General features: G+C 50.2%; 21 protein-coding genes and 1 pseudogene. 2 read left to right on the top strand and 20 right to left on the bottom strand.

What is annotated here, in order from left to right; translation table 11 throughout:
- From cysD to H1S01_RS07615, 14 genes and pseudogenes are all read right to left on the bottom strand, one after another.
- The gene (gene cysD / locus H1S01_RS07680) at window positions 1–801 is read right to left on the bottom strand and encodes a sulfate adenylyltransferase subunit CysD (RefSeq protein ID WP_188039498.1); all 801 of its coding nucleotides are present in this window, start codon (window positions 799–801) and stop codon (window positions 1–3) included.
- A gap of 98 nt (window positions 802–899) precedes the next feature.
- A complete protein-coding gene (locus H1S01_RS07675; protein WP_341479056.1) occupies window positions 900–1,199 on the bottom strand; it encodes a 4Fe-4S dicluster domain-containing protein in 300 nt (99 codons plus the stop codon).
- Entirely contained in the window at window positions 1,196–3,028 is a 1,833-nt protein-coding gene (locus H1S01_RS07670) for an adenylyl-sulfate reductase subunit alpha (RefSeq protein WP_188039497.1), read from the bottom strand. Before H1S01_RS07670 ends, H1S01_RS07675 begins: the two co-directional genes overlap by 4 nt.
- A 42-nt stretch (window positions 3,029–3,070) precedes the next feature.
- Window positions 3,071–3,637 (bottom strand): annotated as a pseudogene (gene cysC / locus H1S01_RS07665) (adenylyl-sulfate kinase); the annotation flags it as partial.
- A 19-nt stretch (window positions 3,638–3,656) separates the two neighbouring features.
- A complete protein-coding gene (locus H1S01_RS07660; RefSeq protein ID WP_188039495.1) occupies window positions 3,657–5,045 on the bottom strand; it encodes a nitrite/sulfite reductase in 1,389 nt (462 codons plus the stop codon).
- A 254-nt stretch (window positions 5,046–5,299) separates the two neighbouring features.
- Window positions 5,300–6,166, bottom strand: coding sequence for a radical SAM protein (locus H1S01_RS07655; RefSeq protein ID WP_188039494.1), 867 nt, complete (start codon window positions 6,164–6,166; stop codon window positions 5,300–5,302).
- 73 nt (window positions 6,167–6,239) lie between these two features.
- The gene (locus tag H1S01_RS07650) at window positions 6,240–6,989 is read right to left on the bottom strand and encodes an ABC transporter permease (RefSeq protein WP_188039493.1); all 750 of its coding nucleotides are present in this window, start codon (window positions 6,987–6,989) and stop codon (window positions 6,240–6,242) included.
- A complete protein-coding gene (locus tag H1S01_RS07645) occupies window positions 6,986–7,786 on the bottom strand; it encodes an ABC transporter ATP-binding protein (protein WP_188039492.1) in 801 nt (266 codons plus the stop codon). The genes H1S01_RS07650 and H1S01_RS07645 overlap by 4 nt, the downstream gene beginning before the upstream one ends.
- Before the next feature lie 21 nt (window positions 7,787–7,807).
- The gene (locus H1S01_RS07640; protein ID WP_341479055.1) at window positions 7,808–8,917 is read right to left on the bottom strand and encodes an ABC transporter substrate-binding protein; all 1,110 of its coding nucleotides are present in this window, start codon (window positions 8,915–8,917) and stop codon (window positions 7,808–7,810) included.
- Between the two features lie 82 nt (window positions 8,918–8,999).
- Window positions 9,000–10,682: an ASKHA domain-containing protein gene (locus tag H1S01_RS22275; RefSeq protein WP_341479054.1), complete on the bottom strand. Its 1,683-nt coding sequence runs from the start codon at window positions 10,680–10,682 to the stop codon at window positions 9,000–9,002.
- Window positions 10,683–10,685: 3 nt separating this feature from the next.
- The gene (locus H1S01_RS07630) at window positions 10,686–11,708 is read right to left on the bottom strand and encodes an MtaA/CmuA family methyltransferase (RefSeq protein WP_188039491.1); all 1,023 of its coding nucleotides are present in this window, start codon (window positions 11,706–11,708) and stop codon (window positions 10,686–10,688) included.
- Window positions 11,709–11,755: 47 nt separating this feature from the next.
- Window positions 11,756–12,907, bottom strand: coding sequence for a uroporphyrinogen decarboxylase family protein (locus H1S01_RS07625; RefSeq protein WP_480035583.1), 1,152 nt, complete (start codon window positions 12,905–12,907; stop codon window positions 11,756–11,758).
- Window positions 12,855–13,502, bottom strand: a complete 648-nt coding sequence (locus H1S01_RS07620; protein WP_188039490.1) for a corrinoid protein — start codon at window positions 13,500–13,502, stop codon at window positions 12,855–12,857. Before H1S01_RS07620 ends, H1S01_RS07625 begins: the two co-directional genes overlap by 53 nt.
- An 86-nt stretch (window positions 13,503–13,588) precedes the next feature.
- Window positions 13,589–14,650 (bottom strand): uroporphyrinogen decarboxylase family protein, encoded by a 1,062-nt coding sequence (locus tag H1S01_RS07615; protein WP_207732239.1) that lies wholly within the window; start codon window positions 14,648–14,650, stop codon window positions 13,589–13,591.
- A gap of 417 nt (window positions 14,651–15,067) precedes the next feature.
- On the opposite strand from H1S01_RS07615, the gene H1S01_RS07610 reads away from it, so the two are divergent.
- Together H1S01_RS07610 and H1S01_RS07605 are read left to right on the top strand one after the other, a co-directional pair.
- Window positions 15,068–15,730, top strand: a complete 663-nt coding sequence (locus H1S01_RS07610; protein ID WP_188039489.1) for a DUF1638 domain-containing protein — start codon at window positions 15,068–15,070, stop codon at window positions 15,728–15,730.
- Window positions 15,705–16,730 carry a CobW family GTP-binding protein gene (locus tag H1S01_RS07605; protein ID WP_188039488.1) on the top strand — a complete coding sequence of 342 codons (1,026 nt, stop codon included), beginning with the start codon at window positions 15,705–15,707 and terminating at the stop codon, window positions 16,728–16,730. Before H1S01_RS07610 ends, H1S01_RS07605 begins: the two co-directional genes overlap by 26 nt.
- Before the next feature lie 77 nt (window positions 16,731–16,807).
- Here the strand turns inward: H1S01_RS07605 and H1S01_RS07600 are convergent, their stop codons facing one another.
- The 6 genes from H1S01_RS07600 to H1S01_RS07575 form a co-directional block, all read right to left on the bottom strand.
- Window positions 16,808–17,257: a DUF4418 family protein gene (locus H1S01_RS07600; RefSeq protein WP_188039487.1), complete on the bottom strand. Its 450-nt coding sequence runs from the start codon at window positions 17,255–17,257 to the stop codon at window positions 16,808–16,810.
- A 28-nt stretch (window positions 17,258–17,285) separates the two neighbouring features.
- Window positions 17,286–17,492: a hypothetical protein gene (locus H1S01_RS07595; RefSeq protein ID WP_188039486.1), complete on the bottom strand. Its 207-nt coding sequence runs from the start codon at window positions 17,490–17,492 to the stop codon at window positions 17,286–17,288.
- Between the two features lie 38 nt (window positions 17,493–17,530).
- Window positions 17,531–18,409, bottom strand: coding sequence for a nitrogenase iron protein (nifH, locus tag H1S01_RS07590; protein ID WP_188039485.1), 879 nt, complete (start codon window positions 18,407–18,409; stop codon window positions 17,531–17,533).
- Window positions 18,410–18,615: 206 nt separating this feature from the next.
- Window positions 18,616–19,818: an ABC transporter permease gene (locus H1S01_RS07585; RefSeq protein ID WP_188039484.1), complete on the bottom strand. Its 1,203-nt coding sequence runs from the start codon at window positions 19,816–19,818 to the stop codon at window positions 18,616–18,618.
- Between the two features lies 1 nt (window position 19,819).
- Entirely contained in the window at window positions 19,820–20,551 is a 732-nt protein-coding gene (locus tag H1S01_RS07580; protein WP_243237144.1) for an ABC transporter ATP-binding protein, read from the bottom strand.
- 16 nt (window positions 20,552–20,567) lie between these two features.
- On the bottom strand, window positions 20,568–21,638 hold the full coding sequence (locus H1S01_RS07575; RefSeq protein WP_188039482.1) for a uroporphyrinogen decarboxylase family protein: 1,071 nt from the start codon (window positions 21,636–21,638) through the stop codon (window positions 20,568–20,570).
- Between the last annotated feature and the right edge of the window lie 79 nt (window positions 21,639–21,717).

The raw sequence follows: 21,717 nt of genomic DNA, 5'->3' as shown, positions 1-21,717 counted from the left end.
TTACATGTACCCCCTGACCCGCAGTTTTTGCATCGCATAGGCGTCAACCTGGTCTTGGGCACGTCCGCTGCGTTCCGTCTCGCAGGTGTTTTTCAGTTCTTCGATGATCTCTTCTACGCTTTTCGCCTCCGAGGTGATCGGAGCGGTGCAAGGTGCACAACCCAGACTGCGATAACGCTTCCCGTTTTTCGAGAAATAGAGGTCGATGACAGGGATGTTTTCGTGAAGTATGTATTGCCAGACGTTCAGCTCCGTCCAGTGCAGCAACGGATGAACACGGACATGGGTGCCGGCGGGGAACTCGGTCTGGAACTGGTTCCATAATTCTGGCGGCTGCTCTTTAAAGTTCCACTCAAACTCTTTGTTGCGGGGGCTAAAGTAGCGCTCTTTACCGCGGGATCCTTCTTCGTCGCGGCGAATTCCCATGAGCAGACCTTGAAACTCGTGCTTAGCCATGATCTGCTGCAATCCTTCTGTTTTCAGGGCGGTGCAGCAATCTAAGCGCCCCCGTTCCGGGCTCATGCCGTCCCGCAGGGCCTCTTCATTTTTTCCAACGACGAGTTTCAGGCCCCATTCCTGGGCAATTTTATCTCGATAGGTGATCATTTCGGGGATCTTAAAGGTTGTGTCGATGTGGACGAGCGGTATGGGGCAGTGCCCGTAAAAAGCTTTGCGGGCTAGGTGTAGAAGTACGGTCGAATCCTTGCCAATGGACCATAACATGGCGATTTTTTTATATTTCCGATAGGCCTCACGAATGATATAGATGCTTTCGCTTTCCAGTCGCTCTAGGTGTTCCATGGTTGCGGTATCACCTCATGTTGTTATTTAAAGCAGCCTTCTGTTTAGTGTGCGTTGTGCTAAATCGGGGGTGTAATGACTTCACTGTGCAATGGCACTTATAATTCAATGGTTTCCAACCGACCGTCGGGATGTTCAAGGGTCCAGCGGATTTTTCCGGCGATTTGTTTCGCCCGAAGCGTAGAACCCTGTCCGCCGGCTTCCGGGGGTAATGATACGGCGAGTGCCTGTTGGGGGCATACTTTGATACAGGCGCCGCAGTCCCAGCAGTCATCCGGTTCCCGGGAGATGATATGACCCCTTTCAGGTAGGACTAACAAATTTCCTGGACACACATCGGCGCATCGCGGCTGTTCACCGCATCGACGGCAGCGCTGCGCGTCGATCAATAGGGTCACGCTGTACCACCTCCGAACGCTGATAGAACACTCTGCCCACCTGTTCCGTGTGAATCTACCGGAGGCCGCTCGATGATTTTAATTTCGATCTTTTTTTGCACATTTTGGACAGGTATTCGTGAGTTGACAAAGATCCGCCACCGTTGATCGTCTCTGGATGGGTAATCGAGGCGGCTTTGGTAAACAGGCCAGCGGCTTTCTTTCCGGTAGAGCATATGTGCGAGCAGTAAACGAGCCAGGAGGAGACGGTCCCAGACTTCATGGACACGCATCAGTTCATAGGCGTCACCAGCCTTGAGCTCCCGTCCCGCTTCGATTAAATAATCCACTTCTTGCTGAGCCCGAAGTAGACCCTCGGCATCGTACACATATCCTGCCGGTCGACCGCCGGCCCAGCGATCCATAACCGCCTGAAGTTGTTCTTCCAATTGGCGGATCTGGTTTTTTCCGTCGGTAGCCACGTTTTTGCTATTGATTAGGCTGTTCCTACTAACGGCAGAACCAATAGAGTTGCTATGCTCGTCGGTTTTTTGGGAGGCGTTCACATTGAACAGGAGTGGCTCTTTTGCCCGTTGCAACGCCCTATCTACCGCAACCTTCCATGCACCCGGATTCGGTTCTTGCCAATCCTGAATCTCTTCGAGGAACGTTTCGGCAGCGATAGCCCCTTCGGCCATGCTGCCGGTGACGTATTTTTTCGGCGCCCCCCCGGCTGCATCCCCGGCCGCATAAAGCCCGGTGACGGTGGTTCGCCGGCGCTCGTCGATCCATAATCCGGCCATCCCATGACCCCCTACGAGGTACGGCTCGCTGCCTGTGATCGGTACAGGCATTTCTTCCGGTCTTTTCCCAGCGTCACTCCACTGCAGCACCTGCGTCGGACACATGCTTAAGTATGCTTTTTGCAGACGTTTCCCTTGTTCCGGTGTGAGTCCCCGCGTATCGAGATAACAAGGCCCTCGTCCCTGTTTCTCTTCTTGTAGCGTCGCCCAAAGCCGTTCTGCTGTCGTCGGTTCAACCTGTTCGTATGTATAATCGTTTAAATAATGAGCGTTGATCCGGTTTATGTGAGGTGTGCGGACTCCTTGGGCCAGTGTTCCCGTAGGAGCCATCGTATGGGCGACGCGAAGGGCGATAAAGCGCATCTCCAAGCTGGTCAGTTCCGCTCCAGCTCGGGCAGCCATGGCCCAGCCGGCACCGGCATTGAACGGTGAATACCATTGCTTGTGCCGAGCCGCTCCTCCGGCATTCGGTCCGTAGATGCCCGATACCCCTCCCGTGGCGATAAGCACACCTTTGGCCCGTACCGACGTAAAGCTTCCATCGGCTAGATTCAACACAAGGGCGCCCACAACCCGGTCATTGATGATGATGAGATCTGTAGCCACGCGGTGGTTAAACACTTCGGCACCGCTCTGGTGTAAGGCCGCTACCATCAACGGTTTAATGGCTTCCCCGTTGATCTGTACGCTGGCTCGCCCTCGCCGTAAGTACCGCCCCTGTTCATCCCGGAAGACGGGAAGCCCCCACTCGACGAGCCGGTCTGTCATTTCATTGAGCCTTTCCGCCAGTGTATAAACCAGATCGTCTCGAACCAGGTTGGCAAATTCGGCCTTTACATAGCTGAGAAAACTTTCTGCCGTTTCACCGGGATTCAGATAGGCATTGATGGCGTTGATACCGGCGGCTAGACAACCGCTTCGCTGAACGTTGGCTTTTTCAATGACAGTGACGCGACATGTCGGACACAGTTCCTTGGCACGAATCGCAGCCATGATGCCTGCCGCCCCTCCACCGAGGACGAGCCAATCTGTATCCAATACGTCCATATTTCGAACCCCTTCTACACTGTGATAGTACAAATCGATCGACTATACCGCTATTCCACTCACATTTTTCGGTTTTAGATAACCGGCTTCTTCCAAGTACTGAATGATCACAGTCACACTTTCCGCTACCGTCTGTCCTTCCGTTTCTATCACCACTTCCGGATGTTCCGGTTCTTCGTAGGGATCAGATATACCGGTAAAGTGCGGAATCTCTCCATTTAGTGCACGCTTGTAAAGTCCTTTGACATCCCTCTGGATACAAGTTTCCAGCGATGTTTTCACGTGTACTTCTACAAATCCGGGCCCATGGAGCTCCCGAACCGCCTTACGAGTATCTCGGTAGGGAGAAATGGCCGCGGTGATGACGCCTACGCCATGGCGGGCCAATAAGTGAGCTACATAGCCAATCCGCTTCACATTGCGGTCGCGGTCAGCTTTTTCAAATCCTAAATCGGACGATAAGTATTCCCGCACTTCGTCACCGTCCAAAATTTCTACTGGTTGACCGCGACGGCGCAGTTCTTCGGCGACACCTTTGGAAATTGTCGTTTTGCCGCTGCCTGATAATCCCGTCAACCAAAGGGTAAATCCTGTTCTTTCACTCACCGGCTGTTCCTCCTTCCTGCATTCAGTGGTTCCCTCTTTCCCGGTGACGTCGAAGGTGTGTCTCCCGGAACGTTTCCTGCCCCTCTCGCGTTTCCAGCCAGTTCTCCATGATACTTAGCAAGGCTGTAGGTAATGCTTCAACCGTAACGGGGAATCGCCAGATTTCACCAAGAACAGGCCATTCTCCATCAAGTCCGCCGCCTATGGTGACGCTGACACTGGGAATCGCCGGATTTTGTTTGTCGATGATTCCCGTAATCCCGATATCGGCGATCTGAGGTCTGGCACAAGAGCTGGAACAGCCTGATAGATGGATCGATATCCCCTCGATTTTTTCCCAAACGTGGCGATGTTCACGTAAAGTATTGAGAATGCTTTGACGCAATTGGGTGTCGACTAACCCGCGAGCACACAACGCTTGGCCTGGGCAAGAGATCCAACGGATCGGTTCGGGCGATGCCAGTTCGACCGTCGATAACTCGGCTAAAAGGGCTTCCTTTTCTTCCGGCAATATGTCTCTCAAGAGAATCTGCCGGTTTGGCGTGAGAAAAATGTTTCCCTGAGTAAACCGTCGAGCGATGGAAGCTAATTTATATAGCTGCACTGTCGTCAATGAGCTGTCGGGCACATCGACAATCACTGTTTCACTGGAAGCTATCGTTTCTAATGAGGAAGGCGAGGTAACAGGATCTCCAAATGGAACAGTCCACTCCTCCCTGACAAGTTCCCAAAAATGCTCTACACCGAAGGACTGAACAAGAAACTTTAATCGTTGATTGAGGGTCCCTTTCATGATAAAGACGTGAAGAATGGCTTCCAGAAGGCTGCTGACATCGCCACCCCTTACCTCTACCGGCAGTAGCTGAGCTACGTGAGGTTTGCTTCCCAGACCTCCTCCCACGAAGACCTGCCAGCGAAGACCTCCCTCCCGTTGTACCGGTAACAGCCCCACGTCGTTAAACAGAAGACCGGCACGATGGCTTTCGCCGATAGCCACTTTAAATTTGTGGGGAAGAGTGAGTTGCAACGATTTAGCGACAAAAGTCTCATTCAGATGACGAGTTAAGGATTCTACCTCCCCGGCGAGGGGTCCGCCTTCATAAAAGGTCACGATATTACGGACTGCTTTCCCTCCGCTTCCGAGCGAGAATAACCCTACTTCCTCAAGGGTGTGGCGAATTTTTGGAATAGTGTCGAAGGCTAAGCCGTGAATTTGAATCGATTGCCGTGTCGTCAGTTCCAACTGGCCTCTTTCCGTCTTGTCGACGACGGAGGCCAATGTGTCTAGCTGAAGCGATGTCAACCGTCCCAGAGGTAAACGAATTCGAAGAAAGAACTCACTTTTTTGTCGCTGCCGATATATCCCTTGGCGTCGGAGAGCACCGATTTCTTGCGCAGAAAATTCCGTCATAAGATTCACCCTATTCGTTTTATTGTGATTCATTTACGTTTAATATGGACTGAAAAAGCAAAAGGAGGCCTAGATCCCACCCGCGAGGGTGTAAATCTAGGCCTCCAGCACGTCTGGTCAGCCCAACCGTTGATTTAATTCCAAGTAAATTGCTTGTTTTTTAAGATAATAACATCGGTTCTCCCATCTGTCAACGAAAAAAGTCCAATTTAAAAAGAGGCCCTCCATCGGGCCCCAATCGCATCGCTCTTTCCTCAACCATGTGAAAATGTCTCCATCGGTCGATCATAGAGCAGTTCTGAGAGATCTTTCCCTTTGCCGGGGATCCCACAAGCGTCGGCACGGCAGTGTCGGCAATGACGGAATACGGGCAAACAGGCTTCCGCCGCTTCCCGAGCCGCTTGCAATTCATGACAGTTTGGCGCTCCTACACTCAACAACTGGTGCTGAGGAATCAATGGGATGATATTCACATTCGTAGCGCCGGCGTCAGCCGCCGCTCGGGCAATATCACCGATATGGCTATCATTTATCCCGGGAATTAGCACGATGTTCACTTTTACGGCTAACCCTAGCCGTGCTGCGGAAGCGATCCCCGCTAATTGGGCTCGAATTAGATGGGCCGTCGCCGCTTCCCCTTGTTCTCGTTTTCCGTCGATAGATACTTCTTCATAAATCTGGACCGCAATGATCGGGTCAACAGCATTCATGGTGACTGTAATCGTCGCTACACCAGCTTGGGCGGCTTGTTCTACCTTTTCCTCCAATCGCAGACCGTTTGTACTCAAGCAATTGATGAGGTGCGGATACTGCTGGTGAATCAATCGAAAGGTTTCTAGAGCGTGTTCTGTCGCCAGCGTATCGCCAGGTCCGGCGATGCCAACGACGGTGATTTCGGGACAAAGTTCTAAAGCTCGCTCAACGAGGGATACTGCTTCTTCCGGAGTGAGAATACCTCGACTCACACCCGGCCGCTGTTCCCATTTGTTACAACCTCTGCGGCAGTACCGGCATTGAATATTGCAAGCCGGGCTGACAGGAAGATGAATCCGTCCGTATTTGATATGTGCTTCCCCACTAAAGCAAGGATGCTTGCGCATTAAATGGGAATAAGGGTTCATTCGTACACTCCTCTCTCGTCGTGGGCAAGCAAAAGGTTTCAGTCGCTCTTTCCCGATTTCTTTTCCGCGATGGTTAACCGCTTGTTCTCCAGCGAAGCAGATAACTGGATACTTGGCGATATACCGTCATGAGAAATAAAACGACAATGCCGATAACGAGTATGCCGGCAACTACTCTCGGATAATCGGCGAAGTCGGAAAAATACTTCACATACCAGCCAAGGCCGCTGGTCGCACCGATCATTTCGGCGGCTGTCAATAAGATGAAGGCGAGGACCAAGCTGATGGAACCGCCGGAAAGAATGTGAGGAAAGGCACCAGGCAGTAACACCCGTGTCAGCATGGTCCACCGGCTGACCCCTAAGGTCCGTGCCGAATCGATCAAGCCTTTTTCTACGGCCTGTACACCGGCGACCGTGTTGATAAAGAGCGGCCAAAAAGCACCGATGAAGATGACAAATATCGACGACAAGGTAAAGGTAGGCAGCAAAGCGATCGTATAGGGGATATACACAATCGGCGGAATCGGGCCAAGCAGGTTCGTCAGCGGTTCTACCGCTTGATGAAGGCGACGCTGCCATCCTACCAGCAAACCGAGCGGAATCGCTGTCAAAAGAGCCAGCAACAATCCTGCCGTTAACAGGTAGATTGAACTGGTGATGCTTTTTCGGAAGACCTCCGAATCTTCTACGAGCAGTTGGGCCACTTTTTCAGGAGACGGAAATAGGAAGGGATCGAGTACGGAAAAGGTATGGGTGCATAACTCCCAGATCAAAAATATGCTCAAAAAGATCAGCAAACGATCGATCGTTTTTTGCATCATATTCCCGTTCCCCCTTCCACCAATTCCAGTTCTCCGATCAAGTCGTCTTGCAGTAGCGAGAGAATTTCATTTCGCAACTGAATATAGGCAGGATCGTGAACCAAGTACGCCCGTGTTCGGGGCCGTGTAAAGGATACTTCCACAATTCGGCGAATCCGGCCTGGGGAGGGCGTAAAAATAATGATTCGATCGCCTAGGTATAACGCTTCATCGATATCATGGGTAACCAGAAAAATGGTCTTCGAATGCTCCCCTGTCTTCCACAAGCGCAGGAGAAGATCTTGCAGGTAAATGCGGTTTTTGGCGTCCACCGCACCGAAGGGTTCGTCCATCAAGTAGACCGGTGCATCTACAGCAAAAGCACGGGCAATGGCTACCCGTTGGCGCATCCCCCCCGACAATTCTCCCGGATACTTGTCTTTCGCTTCCGAGAGACCGACCAGATGCAGGTATTGTAATGCTTCTTCCCGAGTGGCCTTCCTGACCTGCTGGAGTGCGAAATGAATGTTTTCAAGGGCAGTCATCCAAGGGAACAAAGAATAGTCCTGGAAAACGACGGCCCGGTCTGGACCGGGCCTCGTAATCGGTGTTCCTTGCAAACGGATGGTGCCAGAGGTCGGAGTCAGAAGGCCGGCGAGCAAACCGATGGTAGAACTTTTGCCGCATCCGCTAGGACCAACAACGGTGATAAACTCGCCCTCTTTCACATCGACTGTAACATCGGATAGAACCAACCGGTTGGATGCATTGTTCCCATAGGCTAGGGAAACTGCCTCCAGTTGTAACAAGGCCTCCATGACTCACACCTCCCCGGCTTTCTATAGATCGTTTGCTTTGTATCCCTCTTCAAGGATCCCATATGTGACGTTGTTGGGATCTTCCGATTTCAAACGGTCTAAGGCCTCTTTATAGAACTCCGGTTGAATATTCCGGTTGATATCGTGATCGCTGTCCAGGTAGCCGACTTTTTTCATGGCGTTCCAGAACTCAACGAAGCGTTTCTTATCCGGGTCGGGTATGCTGTGAATCTTACCGCTGTATGTGGCCTTTTTCAGCAGTTCCTTGTCGATCTTGACATACTTGGAAAGGGCGTCTACCGTCTCATCCGGGTTTTGTGTGTAAAACTCGTATGCCCGGATGAGCGCTTTATCAAAGCGAACAAAGGCTTCCTTTTTGGCCGCCAGCACATCTTCCATCGCGACGACACGGCAGCAGACGTGTCCCGGCATATACGCCGAGGACCACTCTACTGTTTTCAATCCTTGCGCTTCCGCCATCTCTACGAAGGGAACCCACACGTTGCCCACATCGGCAGTTCCTTTTTTGACAGCTTCGATCACTGCAGCTGGTGAATCAAGCTCTTGGATGTTCACCTGGTTTTTCCAATCGATACCCGCCTTTGCCAAGGCATACCTCCAGACGGCGTCACCGGTGGCCATCCGTACGGTGGCTACCTTTTTCCCGACGAAACCTTGCGGCGTTTTAAACTTTTCTACGTTTTCTGGCTTCGCGATAACGGCGTGCCCTTCGCTTTGCATGCCTGCGATAACGACAAAGGGAGTCCCTTTCGCGATAAACGTCTGCGGGGCCGCCGTACCGAAAGCGCCTGTGTCCAGTTTACCGCTCTTGATAGCGTTAAGGCCTTCCCCTGAGTTGGTGAACTGGAACATCTCTACGTCGAGTCCTTCTTGGTCAAAGAAACCTTTTTCTTTCGCGACAAAGAACAATACATCACCGGGAGCGGGAAGGTAACCTACATTGAGCTTGATTTTGTCGGTCTTTTCTGCTGCCGGTGCAGCCGTCTGTGCGGACGTTCCCTTTTTTGCATCAGAGCTGCACCCAACGGTCAACAATGCCGTCGTGGCAAAAATGATGATGCCTAATGCAAAGGTGATCATCCGCTTCGTTCTCGTGTCGATAAAAGGCACAGGCCATTCACTCCTTTTTAGTATCCACCCTGGAAGACGCTCATGGAAAAAAGCCGTCTGTCACCGGTGGGCTGAATTTGACTCAAAATCCTAAAGATCGCACAAAAACCTGCTCGAAATCACTATAATTGGCCAGCTCAATCACTTCGATTTCGGTAACCCCTTTTTCCATCTCTTTGCGCAGGGACTGGTTCATTAGAAAAGCCTGAGCGCCCGTTTTCGAGGTATTGCCGATAAACTCGATTTTTCCGTCAAAACTATCGGGCAACAGCCCGAGGTGGATTAAACTTTTCGCGCGAAGATGATAACCGAAGGAACCAGCGATGAGCACCCGGTCCACGGCGTCCGATGTGATCCCCTTACTTCGCAGCAGCAGATCGATCCCGGCTCGGATAGCGCCTTTGGCTAACTGGACTTGACGAACATCTTTTTGGGTCAGATACACTTGCCGGGAGATCTGGAATACTCTTTTTCCATCACGCAGTTGCAACCGCTCTTTTAATGAGGCCGGCAATAGGGTCGATTCCGGTTTCACAAAACGGCCATTTTTATCGATCACGCCATGGGCCACTAACTCCCCGACGATATCCAAAAGTCCGCTCCCACAAATCCCTACCGGTTCTTGATCGCCAATCGTCTTCGTCGTAATGGTTTTATCGTCCTCAATCTGGAAAAACTCCAGGGCCCCCGCTCCAGCACGCATACCACAGGTGATATTCATGCCCTCGAAAGCCGGCCCCGCCGCAGTGGAGGTGGCAGACAGTTTGCCCTCTACAGCCAGAGCCATTTCTCCGTTTGTCCCAATATCAACAAACAACGTGATTCTCTTTTGCTGATGCAACTGGGACGCCAGGATGCCTGATGTGATATCGGCGCCTACATAGGCAGAAATAACAGGCGGCACATAGATGAGTCCAAAAGGAGACACGCCTAGGTGATGCTCTGAGGCGCTTAGGTGAACTGCGCCAGTAAACTCCGGGATGTAAGGATATTTTCCGAGCGGTGCCGGGTCTTTGCCAGTGGCCAAGTGGATCATGCAGGTATTGCCGCTGAAAATCACTTCATATATGTGCTCCCGGTTTACGATAGCCTTTTCGGTCACTCGCTCGATGAGCCGGTTCAACTCATTGAACAATTCAGAGTACATCATTATGAGCCCTCGTTTTGTACTGGCAAAGGTGATCCGGGACAGCACATCTTGGGCATGAAGACTTTGAGGATTTAAGGCCGAAGCGGCGGCGATTTCTTGACCACTGCCGAGATCGACTAAAGAGACAACGATGGTTGTCGTGCCTATGTCAACGGCCAGGCCGTACTTTTGATCTTCTGTATTGCCCTGTTCTAGGCCGACCAACTCATCACCGGCAAATACAAAGGTCCGGTCATCCTTCGGTTCATAGCGTTTTTGGAAATAGGGTTCCGGCGTCACCTCCACACTTTGGCCGTGACTCAGAATCTTCAATTCCCTGCCGTGGCTGCGCGACGGAACTTCGACGAGAATGTCACCAAGGACTTCCGCTTCACAGGAAAGGACATATCCCTGCTCTTCTTCTTTCGGAGAGAGATGATGCAAACCGTAAGGACGGACGGACGATCGCGAGGCCTGATCCAATTTGACTTTACACTTTCCGCAAGTCCCAACGGCATTACAAGGGGATTCGATTAAAACTCCTGCTAGGCGTGCCGCTTGCAGGATTGTCACTCCCTTTTCCACCTGTACCGTACGGTTCGACGGTTGAAAAACAACATTCACTGATGTGCTCACAGGCTATAGCTCCTTTACCGTTTGGGTCATGGCCTGTAACGCCTGAATCGTCGTGGAAGTGCTCAGTCCACAAGCGGGAGCGATAATATCGATACCGTCACCGACAAGGCGACGGGTATGCCGGGAAACGTCCTCATAGTTTCCGCTTTCCAATAGGTAGGTACTTAAATTGCCCATCGTCGTCAACTGTGGGTAATCTTCTTTTAATCGTTTCAAATTCACCATCGCGTCGGTGCTGATGGCGTCTCCTTTAATGAGCGGTATCATATGCCGTACTGATTGCATCTTTCCGCAAATATGTACGATCACTGCTGCATCAAGTTCATGAATTCCGTCGATCACCTTGTTTAAGTAGGGAACCGCGTACTCCTCAAACATTTTCGGCCCTAAAATCTCACCAGTCGCAGTGGGATCACCGATGGAGATGACCTTCACACCCGCATCGACCATGAGTTGTGCATACGCAATCAATACGTCGCTCACATAATCGATGACCCGATGGGCATTTTCTTTATCTCTTCTCAACTCTTTGAGAAAGGACATGGGGTCGACGATGGATGCAGCAGTGCTGATCGGCCCTGTCAGATTTCCGATGATGGGGTAATCGGGATGCTTCCGGGCCAGACGGTAAGCTGCCTGAACCACCGTATTGATCCGCCCGGAGCGAAGCAACGCTTGCGGTTCTTTGAACTCCACTTGAGAGACTGATGGGTACGCTTCCTGACGGATTTTGGGTTCACAAGCCAAAGACCCTTTATCAATATCTGATCCCAACACTTCCGCTTCGACGGTCATGCAAAAGGGAATACCGATGTTTTCGAACCCCGTATAATCGGCTACGTCAAAAGCCAATTCTGCCATCAATGTATCGTCGTGATGGGCTTCCGGCAGGGTGTGACCAGTCCGGTTCATCACTTCCACGATAGCGGCGTTCATCATGCCGCCGGGGCAAACGACAGGGGCTCGATCGATCTTTTCCTTATCTAACACCCGCAGCAATCGTTCTTTGGGGCTAAAGGCGCTCAAGTTTGATCTCCTCGTTTCCTTTTTAAATGGCACTGTCAATGATTTCTTTAGCCCGCTGACAGTCGCTCAAGCTTCTCCGGATCTACGGGATACCCCACTTTTCGGACCGTATCCAGCATGGCATGAATATTACGAAAGGGGGTCTCGGTCGGCAAACTGCATCCGGAGGCGACGATATACCCCTTGGGATTGTCGTAGGCTTTGGAGAGGCAGTCGAGAACAGCCGCTCTCACATCATCCCCTGTCCCTTGCAGCATCACTTCGGAAGGTTTAACGTTTCCCATGAGACGAACCTGGCAACCTACTTTCTCCTTTGCCTCGAGCAAATCGGCATCGTTGTCAATGCTGATGCAGTCAGCACCCGCTTCGACCATCCGATCCCATATCCGATTGGTCTTGCCGCAAATGTGCAAAGTGACCGATTTCCCACGGGAATGGATATAGTCGATGAGGCGTTTTAAATAAGGATAGGAAAACTCTTGAAACTGCCGGGGGCTGATCACCGTACAAGATGACATGGCATCGGTAAGGCTCGGAGTACAGCCTGCGTCGATGATCGCTTTCGCATATCGAAGGTTTGTTTCTAGAGAAATTTCACAAAGCCGGTGGACTGCCTCCGGGTTGCGAAGCATGAGTCGCACCAGTTGTTCCGCACCGACGAGAAAGGAAGCGTTCGTGAAGGGGCAAGTAAGAGCACCGGTCACCGTGACTTCTTTCCCGACCTTGTCGACAGCGATCTTCATCGCTTCCAGGTGGTGCGGAAGGTTGCCATCTCTATAGGGATCGGCAGGCTGAAGCTGATCGAGTTCGCCGTGAGAGGCTAGGGCCGGCTTCTCTAAGTATGCCGTTTCATCCTCGGGGTAGTGCACCGTCGCCCCCATGGCTTCCGCCTGCGTGTAGAGATCGGTAAAAATCCGAATGATGTCGTACTGGAAAAGCCGGTACGCTTCGATATGAGCGTGGGCCAACAGTTTTCCGTTCCCACGAAACTGAGAAACTTTTGTTCCGACGACCCTTGCCGCTGTATTACCTACGATGGGCACACAAGGCAATCGATCAACAGGCTCTCCCCGGTGGTAGGCACTCAATCGCTCACTCGGCGTCATTAAATCACGTTTAAAGTATTCTGATTGTCCGAGAACCATATTAACTGACCAATTTCCGGGCGAGTCTGACGGCGTCAGCCGCGTTCGCCGCATAACCGTCAGCACCAATCTTATCGGCAAAGCTTTGAGAGATGGGACCGCCGCCGACGATCACTTTGAATTGTTCCCGCAGGTTGGTCTCTTCGAGTATGCGAACCACTTCCCTCATCCCGTCCATGGTCGTAGTCATCAGCGTAGACAGGCCGATGATGTGAGCGCCCACCTCTTTGGCTTTGTCGACAAATTGCTGAGGCGGAATATCCCGACCGAGATCAAACACATCGAAACCGGATGTCTCCAACATGATTTTGACCAGGTTTTTTCCGATGTCGTGGGTATCCCCCTCAATGACGCCGATCACCACTTTTTTCTTTTCTCCCTGCTCGTCGCCTTTTAGGTGCGGCTTCAACACTTCCACGCCGGCATACATGGCATCAGAGCAAATGAGAACTTCGGGAATAAAATACTCCTCTTGGTCGAACAACTCACCAACCCGATCCATTCCATGGGCTAGGCCTTTTTCAATCGCCTCGTAGGCGTCGATCCCTTCATCGATCACCCGGTGACTCGTCTCCACAGTTTTTTCTTCGTCCATGTCAACGACAGCATCCGAAAGATCTTGAAACAGCTTTGCTTTCAGTTCACTCATTTGAATGTTTCCTCCTCGTTCTATTTGTCTCGGTTACCCGATGATTCAATAAAAGCCCAGAAATGCAGACAAAATAATTTTGACAGCTAACGGTACTTCCCGTATTTTTTTGCGGCTTTCACCATCGCAATTGCACTGAGCAGGTTCCCGTTCGGTGGAAATTCACAACCCGTGGCCAAGATAAAGCCACCGTTGCAAGCTTTAAAAGTTTCGATTTGCTTGCGGCAATCTTCCATGATCTCTTCGGGGCTCATCATGATGGCCGTATCGGAAGGGACCGAGTAGCCAATGGTGACGATTTTCTTTCCCCACTTTCTCGCATGTTCATCCCAGTCTACACAATCGTCAGCGGGATAGGCGTGGGAGATGGCGACCGGATGGAGCCATTTTTCCTGCATATCGAAGTAGATTTTATTACCACAGTTATGTAAGAGCAGCACCGCTCCGGCGTCTCGAATGACATCGGCAATTCGCTTTGCAAAAGGCCCTTCAAACTTTTCCCACATCTTTTTGCTCATAATGCTGCCCGATGCATAGAGCGTATCGATGCAAACGGCATGAGCACCTGCCTCAATCTGTGCCTTAGCGTAATCAATCAACACTTCCGTCAACACTTCGACGGCCTGTAACACGGCTTCGGGATGGCGAATGCAGTCCATAAACATGCGCTCATGGCCGCGCAACTGCGACAATACGCCTAATGGACCGTAGACGAAGCCGATGACCGCCGTATCTTTCCCTCGTGCTTTCGAAAGACCGGCACACATATCAATGATCATGCTCATACGCTTCGTTTCCCGAGGATTCACCGGTTTGAGCTTATAGTAGTCTTCGACGGTTTTGATCAGAGGATTGTTGGTATTGCTGTAAGCAGTGCTCGTCTTCGGAAAAATGACATCCTGACCGAAATCATAAGCTTCTACAGAGAGATCGACCAATGTCAAAAAAGAATCAAACCCGATGATCTCATGGGCTGCCAACAAGCTTCGAGTAGCAAGGTCTGCATCCATAGACCACTTGTCATAGGTAGTGCCGAGTACCCGGTGTGAAGCTCCGCAGACAAGAGGGGCTACAGGTACGCGATCAGGCTTCTGGTACTGAAGCGCTGTCGCAATGCGCTCCAATGAAGTCATTTCCTCCGATTTCATCCCTATCACGACTCCTTATTCATCAATAAACCAAACAAAAAAGCTGAGGGATCCCATCTAACGAGTAGATGGGTAATCTCTCAGCCTCCGGTCTCTCCGGTCGACCTCGCATTAAACCCGAGTTATCTGATTTACATTTATGATTTTAATCATGTGCCGGTATGAGTGTCAATAGGTTTGCAATAAATATATTCCAGCCCTGTATTACTTTAGCCGTAATAACAAAATATCTTGACAATATTTTTACCCTAACATATCATGGGTTGAAAGATCCTGCTTTACAGAAAAAGTGTTTTGAACTCAAAATTACGATAGCTGACCAGGAACGCTGGAGGCTAGGCAATTTTCGCCTAGTCTCCTTTTTTCTTTAGCTCCGCAAAAGCTTGATATCTTGCGGTATTGTGAGGTGAACATCCCATGAAAACCAAAATTATCGTCTGCGACATCATGCGGGAAGAGATCTTAGCGATTGTGAAGGCAGAAGATTCCCTCGACCTCTCCTTCGTCGACTTGGGCCTTCACAAGTTCCCGCAGAAACTGCACCGGGAGTTGCAATCATTGCTCAACGCTACATCCGGTTACTCACGCATAGTGCTCGCCTTTGGATTATGCGGGGGTGCCCTCAAGGGGTTACAGGCTCCTGCCGGAGCGATCCTCACCATTCCTAGAGTGCATGATTGCATTCCCCTTTTCTTGGGTTCTCAAGAAGTTTTTGAAGAATTACAAAAAAAACGGGGGACCTTCTATCTCACCTGCGGTTGGGTAGAGATGGAGAAGTCAATTCTCGGTGAACATGATATGAACTGCAGAAAGTTCGGTGAGAAAAAAGCACAACGTATACTCGATCTCATGTTTAACAGCTACCGGTGCATACAATTCATTCACACCGGTCACCCCCGCGAAGAGGCGGGCTTGAGCAAATCACGTAACACAGCGGAACTTCTCAAAGTAAGTCATCAAACTTTCCAAGGCAGTCCGCGTTACCTTGAGAAATTAATCCGCGGTCCTTGGGATGACGAAGAGTTTATCAACGTTTTACCCGGCGGCCATATCGATGAATCGGACTTTACCCCTAGATGAAAAAGATCTAATCTTACGTAAAGGCAGGGTCGGTTTGATGAATGCACAGGTGAAAGTCGACATTATTTCCGGATTTTTAGGAGCGGGTAAAACAACATTGATAGCCAAGCTCCTTAGGGAAAGTTTTAACGGTGAAAAGGTGGTTCTCATTGAGAACGAGTACGGTGAGGTCGGGATCGACGGTCCCTTGTTTCGCGAGAAAAGTGTGGAGGTATGGGAAATCAACTCTGGCTGTATTTGCTGCAGTCTTATGGGTAATTTTATTGAAGCTGTTCTCGAGGTAGTAAAGACCTATAGCCCGGATCGAATCATTATTGAGCCAACAGGTTTAGCCAAACTATCCGATGTACTCAAAGCCTGTCAAAAAGCGATGGCCCGGAATAACGCTCTTGTACTAAACATGGTCGCTACAGTCGTAGATGTATTAAACCACCCTACTTACTTGGAAGACTTTGGGGACTTCTATCAAGATCAAATTATCAATGCACAGACGATTATCCTCAGCAAGACCCAAGATACAGACCCTGATAGGATCGATACGGTGACCGGCTCTGTTTATGAATTGAATCCTCAAGCTAGCTTGATCTCTATTGACTGGGATCGTTTTCGGGGAGACGATGTTCTTGAGATTGCTGAACTCAACAGGGGCCTTTTTTCATGGATATCATCGATTCAAAACAACAATCAAAAGAAATTGAATCCCAAGCTATTTGAATTCTGGGGAGTGGAGACCGACAAAATCTATGTTCAAAGTCAACTTAACATTTACCTCGGGGCACTCCGCAATGAAGAGGTATTTGGAAAAATCATAAGAGGAAAAGGCTTGCTGCAAACTTCCCTGAATCAGTGGATTCAATTTGATTACGTACAAGGTAATTTTTCTTTTCGGGAAGCTCGCCCGGAACGGGTAAGCCGGATTTGCTTTATCGGGCAAAAGATGAATCAACATATGTTGAAGGAATTATTTGATTCTCAACCTGTCTATGTACGGAGTTACTAACTTCGTTGAGGAACAGCTTTATGAGCAGAAAAACCATGGCTCTATGTAGGCCATGGTTTTTCTATTGAGTGAGTAACTTAGGAAGAGGCCTCGACCATGGAATCGCCCGCATAAGCATCATTTTTCCCAGCGAGCCATGTTAACGTGAACCCATTAAGGATAAGCAACCCTGCCCAACCGTACATCCAGTGGATGGTATGATGACAGTCCATAGCCGTATTACCGCAAATGCCGATGAGCCACTTTTGCGGGATGAAAAACACCAAAAATCCTGAAAAAACTAAAAATAAGCTGGTAATCCGGCGTCCTTCCAACCCTTTCACCACTAAGAGCGAGCCCGATATGAGCAATGCGAGTAGGGAGACAAGAAACTCCGCTTGGTAGGCATAATGACAGCGCATCGGGACCACACTGCTAGACTGGGTGATCATTAAATCTCTACAAATCGGCAGTACTTTGGGTGTGACCAACAGGGCTGCACTCAACAGGATAGACGTATATGCGAGGATTCTCCAGCGGCTTTCCATCTATGTAACCTACCCCCTTATCTCTTATTCAGTGGTCTCTCATCCTGTTATCGCCCGACTCCCCCTTCATGGCGTGTCCGACTCCGCCGGGTGCTTCCAAGGTAGAGGTCGACATTGTCGCTGCGTGCCCTCCTCCGTCGGTAAAGAAGGGGGAACGATTCCACCCCTGCGACAACACTACCAGTCCCATAAGGAAGACGATGACGCTCAGCCATGTATAGGATCGTAGTGACATTCCCTCACCTCGTTTATCAATCTCTTGAGTACGGCCTTTTAAATCGCGGCTGCCGGGCTGCGAACTTCGCCTGTTTCCAAAGCCAGCAGATGATCGGCCCACTTAGCGGCCCATTCACGCAATTCCTTCACATCTAATGGGGACGGTGTTTTGGATTCGGTATGATTGGCAATTTTTTCGGCCAGTCGACGGTATACAGCAGCTTGTTCTGAATGAGGTGCCGCCTCAATGGTGGTCTTTCCTTGTAGTTCCGCTTGGGTCACCGTAACCGACCGGGGTACATACTCGATCACTTGGGTCTTCGTTTGATGGACAAAATCATCAATGATGGCCTTTGCGTAGGGCGCGTTGATGGAGTTGGCAATGACGCCGCCTAGCAGAGCGCCGCCGGATTTTGAGTACTTTTGAATCCCCTTAAACAGGTTGTTGGCAGCGTATACAGCCATAAAATCTGCCGATGAGACGGTAAAGACATGCTCGGCAATCCCTTCCCGAACCGGTACGGCAAAGCCTCCGCAAACCACATCACCTAGAACGTCGTAGATTACATAGTCAAGGTCTAGTTCTTCAAAGGCACGATGTTGTTTCAGCAATTGTACCGCTGTAATAATCCCCCGGCCTGCACAGCCGACACCGGGAGCCGGTCCGCCCGCTTCAACGCAATAGATACCGCCGAACCCCTCAAACACGACTTCGTTGAGCTTTACGTTGTTCTTTTCCCGCAGTGTATCGAGAATGGTTGGGATATATTTACCGCCACGAAGCGTATTGGTTGAATCACTTTTCGGATCGCAACCGACTTGCATCACTTTATAACCGGCTTCAACCAGTGCGGCACTGATATTGGATGTCGTCGTTGATTTGCCGATTCCACCTTTTCCGTAAATCGCAATTTGTTTAATCTTCTTGTTGGCCATTTTTGTGAAACCCCTTCCTCATCATTGTTTTTTGATTCAAGGCCGGACAAAATAAAAAGGCCGAGGGTACCTGCCTCAAGGGCGGTACACCTCGGCCTCTAGTCTGTCTAGTGGGCCTTTATCTTCAATCTTGGATAATCCATATAGTACATTCTTACTTTTCCCTTGTCAATATAAAGAAGTCAGATGTTCAGCGCATTATCAATTTACTGAATATCACTTTTAGCCATCGCCAGCGACGGCTGAATTTTTCCGGCTGCGTTCGCAGCCAAAGATGATGCCAGCAGTCCAACGCCTGTAAAGAATGCCACAGTACTGACAACTCCGAAAAGAATCGACGAAATCGATGGAGGTAAAAAGGGGATACCCTGGTAAGATTGAATCAACGATAACGTCAGTTCGTAGATGTATCCCCCTAGTCCAACCCCTAAGATGGCACCGCCCAGCGACAAGAGCAACGATTCGAGCAGAACTAGCCCGATCAGATATAGACGAGAAGCGCCCAAGGCCCGGTAAAGGCCCCATTCTCCCTTACGCTCCCAAGTTACACTGGCTGATCGGGCGAAAAGATGAACGGTGCTGGACAACACCGCTAACAATCCCGAACCTGTTAAAAGAATAAAGATCAATTGCATCTGTTTTTTGACGTTCAGAAACACTTCGCTTGTCTGGACGACACGCAGGGGTCCGAGAACCTGAATTGCTTCGGTTACCGCTTCGATCTGTCGAGGATTCTCCACTTCTACAAGGAGTTCCGATAATAAGTTTTCCGGAGAACCCTGCTGTTCCCAGTAAGACCGAAGCGCTTTGCTGTTTCGTGCCAGCTCCTTGGCTATGTCTATCGACATCAGTATCGATTTGTCCAATCCGGTACCGGTCGTCTCCAATACACCGGCGATTTTAAACATTTGACCGAGTACAAAAATCCGGCTGTTCTTATTTCCTCCCACGACACTCCCTCCGACGAGGATCTCGTCGGGAGCCAATTCTTTTGCTTGCAGTTCTGGTACTAACGCACCGATGACACCACCAATTTTCGGTTCAATTCCAACTAGGCGTGTCACTTCTTCGAAGGAACAGCATTGCTGATTCAAGGTCTGAGTAAAAAATCTCCCTTCTACGGTTCGCACACCAGGGATTTTTTTGACCTCATCGGCGAGATGCTTGGGCATATATACATTCAACGGAGCTCCTGCAAATAGGGCTTGCCCTGGCTCGACGTCGACATTCGCCGGTAAAACCAACAAATCGGCACCCATCCGGCTTTTGCCCACACGTGTTCCTTCTTCTACGCCCTGGTACAACAGAAATACCGTCATAAGAATCGCTACTCCGACGGCGATTCCCAATAAAGCGGCGACACATTGAAAAGGCCGGCGGTTAAGGCTTTGCCAAACGAGATACAGCATATTACCCACCCTTCCGTTCGCCAAGCTCCCGGTCCGTAACTGTCACATCGCTCAGTCTTCCCCGGTCAATCCGAAATCGTCGTTCCATGCTCTCAGCGAGTGGATAGTCATGGGTAGCTATGATCAAAGAGATACCTCTAGCTTTTGCACCCTGCAAAACCCGAGAAACCTCTTTTGCCATGTTGTCGTCTAAATCATTGGTCGGTTCGTCTGCCAAAATAAGTTGAGGTTCCATGACGAGTGCCCGAGCTAAAGCTGCACGGCGTTTTTGACCAAAACTGAGTTGATGAGGGAGATGGTCCATGCGGGTTGCCAATCCGAGCTGTTCAATAAGCTCTCTCGACCGCTTTTGCTTTTCCCTTGTCTTTCCGGCAAGACGGGCCGGTAACAGGATGTTATCCCATACTGTCAGCGACCCGATCAACTGGGAACTTGGGAAAACGTAGCCCAACTGATGATTGCGCAGATTCGATAATTCCCTATCCGATAACCCTTGAATCCTTTGACCTTGGAATAAAATCTCACCGGAACTAGGTGTCAAAAGCAGCCCAAGTAACGATAAAAGTGTCGTTTTGCCGCTACCGGAAGGTCCTAAGACCGCCATGGACTGTCCCTTGTCAAGTCTAAAGGATACGGATGCAAGAACCGTATCCTTACCAAATCTTTTAGTTACATCTATCGCTTCCATCATCATCGAATTCCCACTTCCCAGCGAACTTCCCCCTCGATACATCAACCTGATTAACCCTTTAACCGCTTCTCCCCTTTGATCGTTCCTGAAATACATATGCCGATTTTTTTACGGCGTTGATAAAGGTCTCAATGTTGGTTAGCGGTGTATCCGGAGGAATGTCGCATCCTGGCATAAGAATAAAGGGGTACTCCTCGCCCGCTTCACACAAGCAGCGTCGCGCTTCAACAAAAACCCTATCGGGGCTGCTATCTTTTAATATAGCAACTGGGTTAACATTGCCGGCGAACGCAATCTTACTCCCCACCGTCTCGCGGACATTCTTCAAATCCACTTTAAAGTCAACGGACAAGACTTCCGTGCTGCTTTCCGGAATCAGCGACAAGCGATCAGAAATATTGCCGCATATATGCAAGAATGTAAGGACCCCCTGATCGCGAATCCACGCCATCAATTGGGTGATGTAAGGCAGAGCGAATTCTTGGAAATGCTTCCTTGAAATCATATCGCCCGACGCCGTCGGTTCCGCTACCGACAGAATCTTAGCTCCGGCTTGAATATAACCCTCTAAATACTTCACAGCCAATTCTGTGGAAAGCTTCAATATGGCATGAGCGGCCGCTTTGTCTTTATACAAGCTGTACATGAGCCGCTCAACCCCGAAGATGAGGCCGGCCAATGTAAAGGGTCCCCAAGTACTAGACCCCACTAGTGTCTTGTGACCGATGAGCTTATGAACTATGCCCGTCATTTTCCAGAGCGAAGCAATATTCTCATCGTCACTGATCCGTGATAGATCGATTTTTTCGATCTTTTCACCGATCAGTGGTTCCGTTACATCAGGCGTCCCTTTCACACGATATTTAATCTTTCCCCCGATGGCCTGTATGGCAAGGTTGTGATAGCCCGATCCTGGCCATACAATATCGGAGCGAACGATTTCATTCGTCTCTACGATGATTTGCGCCGCTCTTTCTGGATCACGCAGCGCCTCTTGGAGGGATAAGCCTCGTTGCCGGAAGGTCCAAGCACCTCCCGATAGCAAAGCGACAGGACGGCGTCCTGGAGACCCGCCCTGGATCGTGGAGAGAACCACATCCTTATCGTTCATTGAAACGTCATTGGCCATATCTACGAACTCCTTTTCTCCATAGTAACGTTCGTAACTTATCGGCTCACGGGCGATTATGAGAAGGGATTCCCAAAAA

It is taken from the genome of Heliobacterium chlorum, assembly GCF_014502795.1.
GTDB lineage: Bacteria > Bacillota > Desulfitobacteriia > Heliobacteriales > Heliobacteriaceae > Heliobacterium > Heliobacterium chlorum.
Note: the sequence above shows the minus strand (reverse complement) of the source record. Positions and strands in the feature narration are given on the sequence as shown.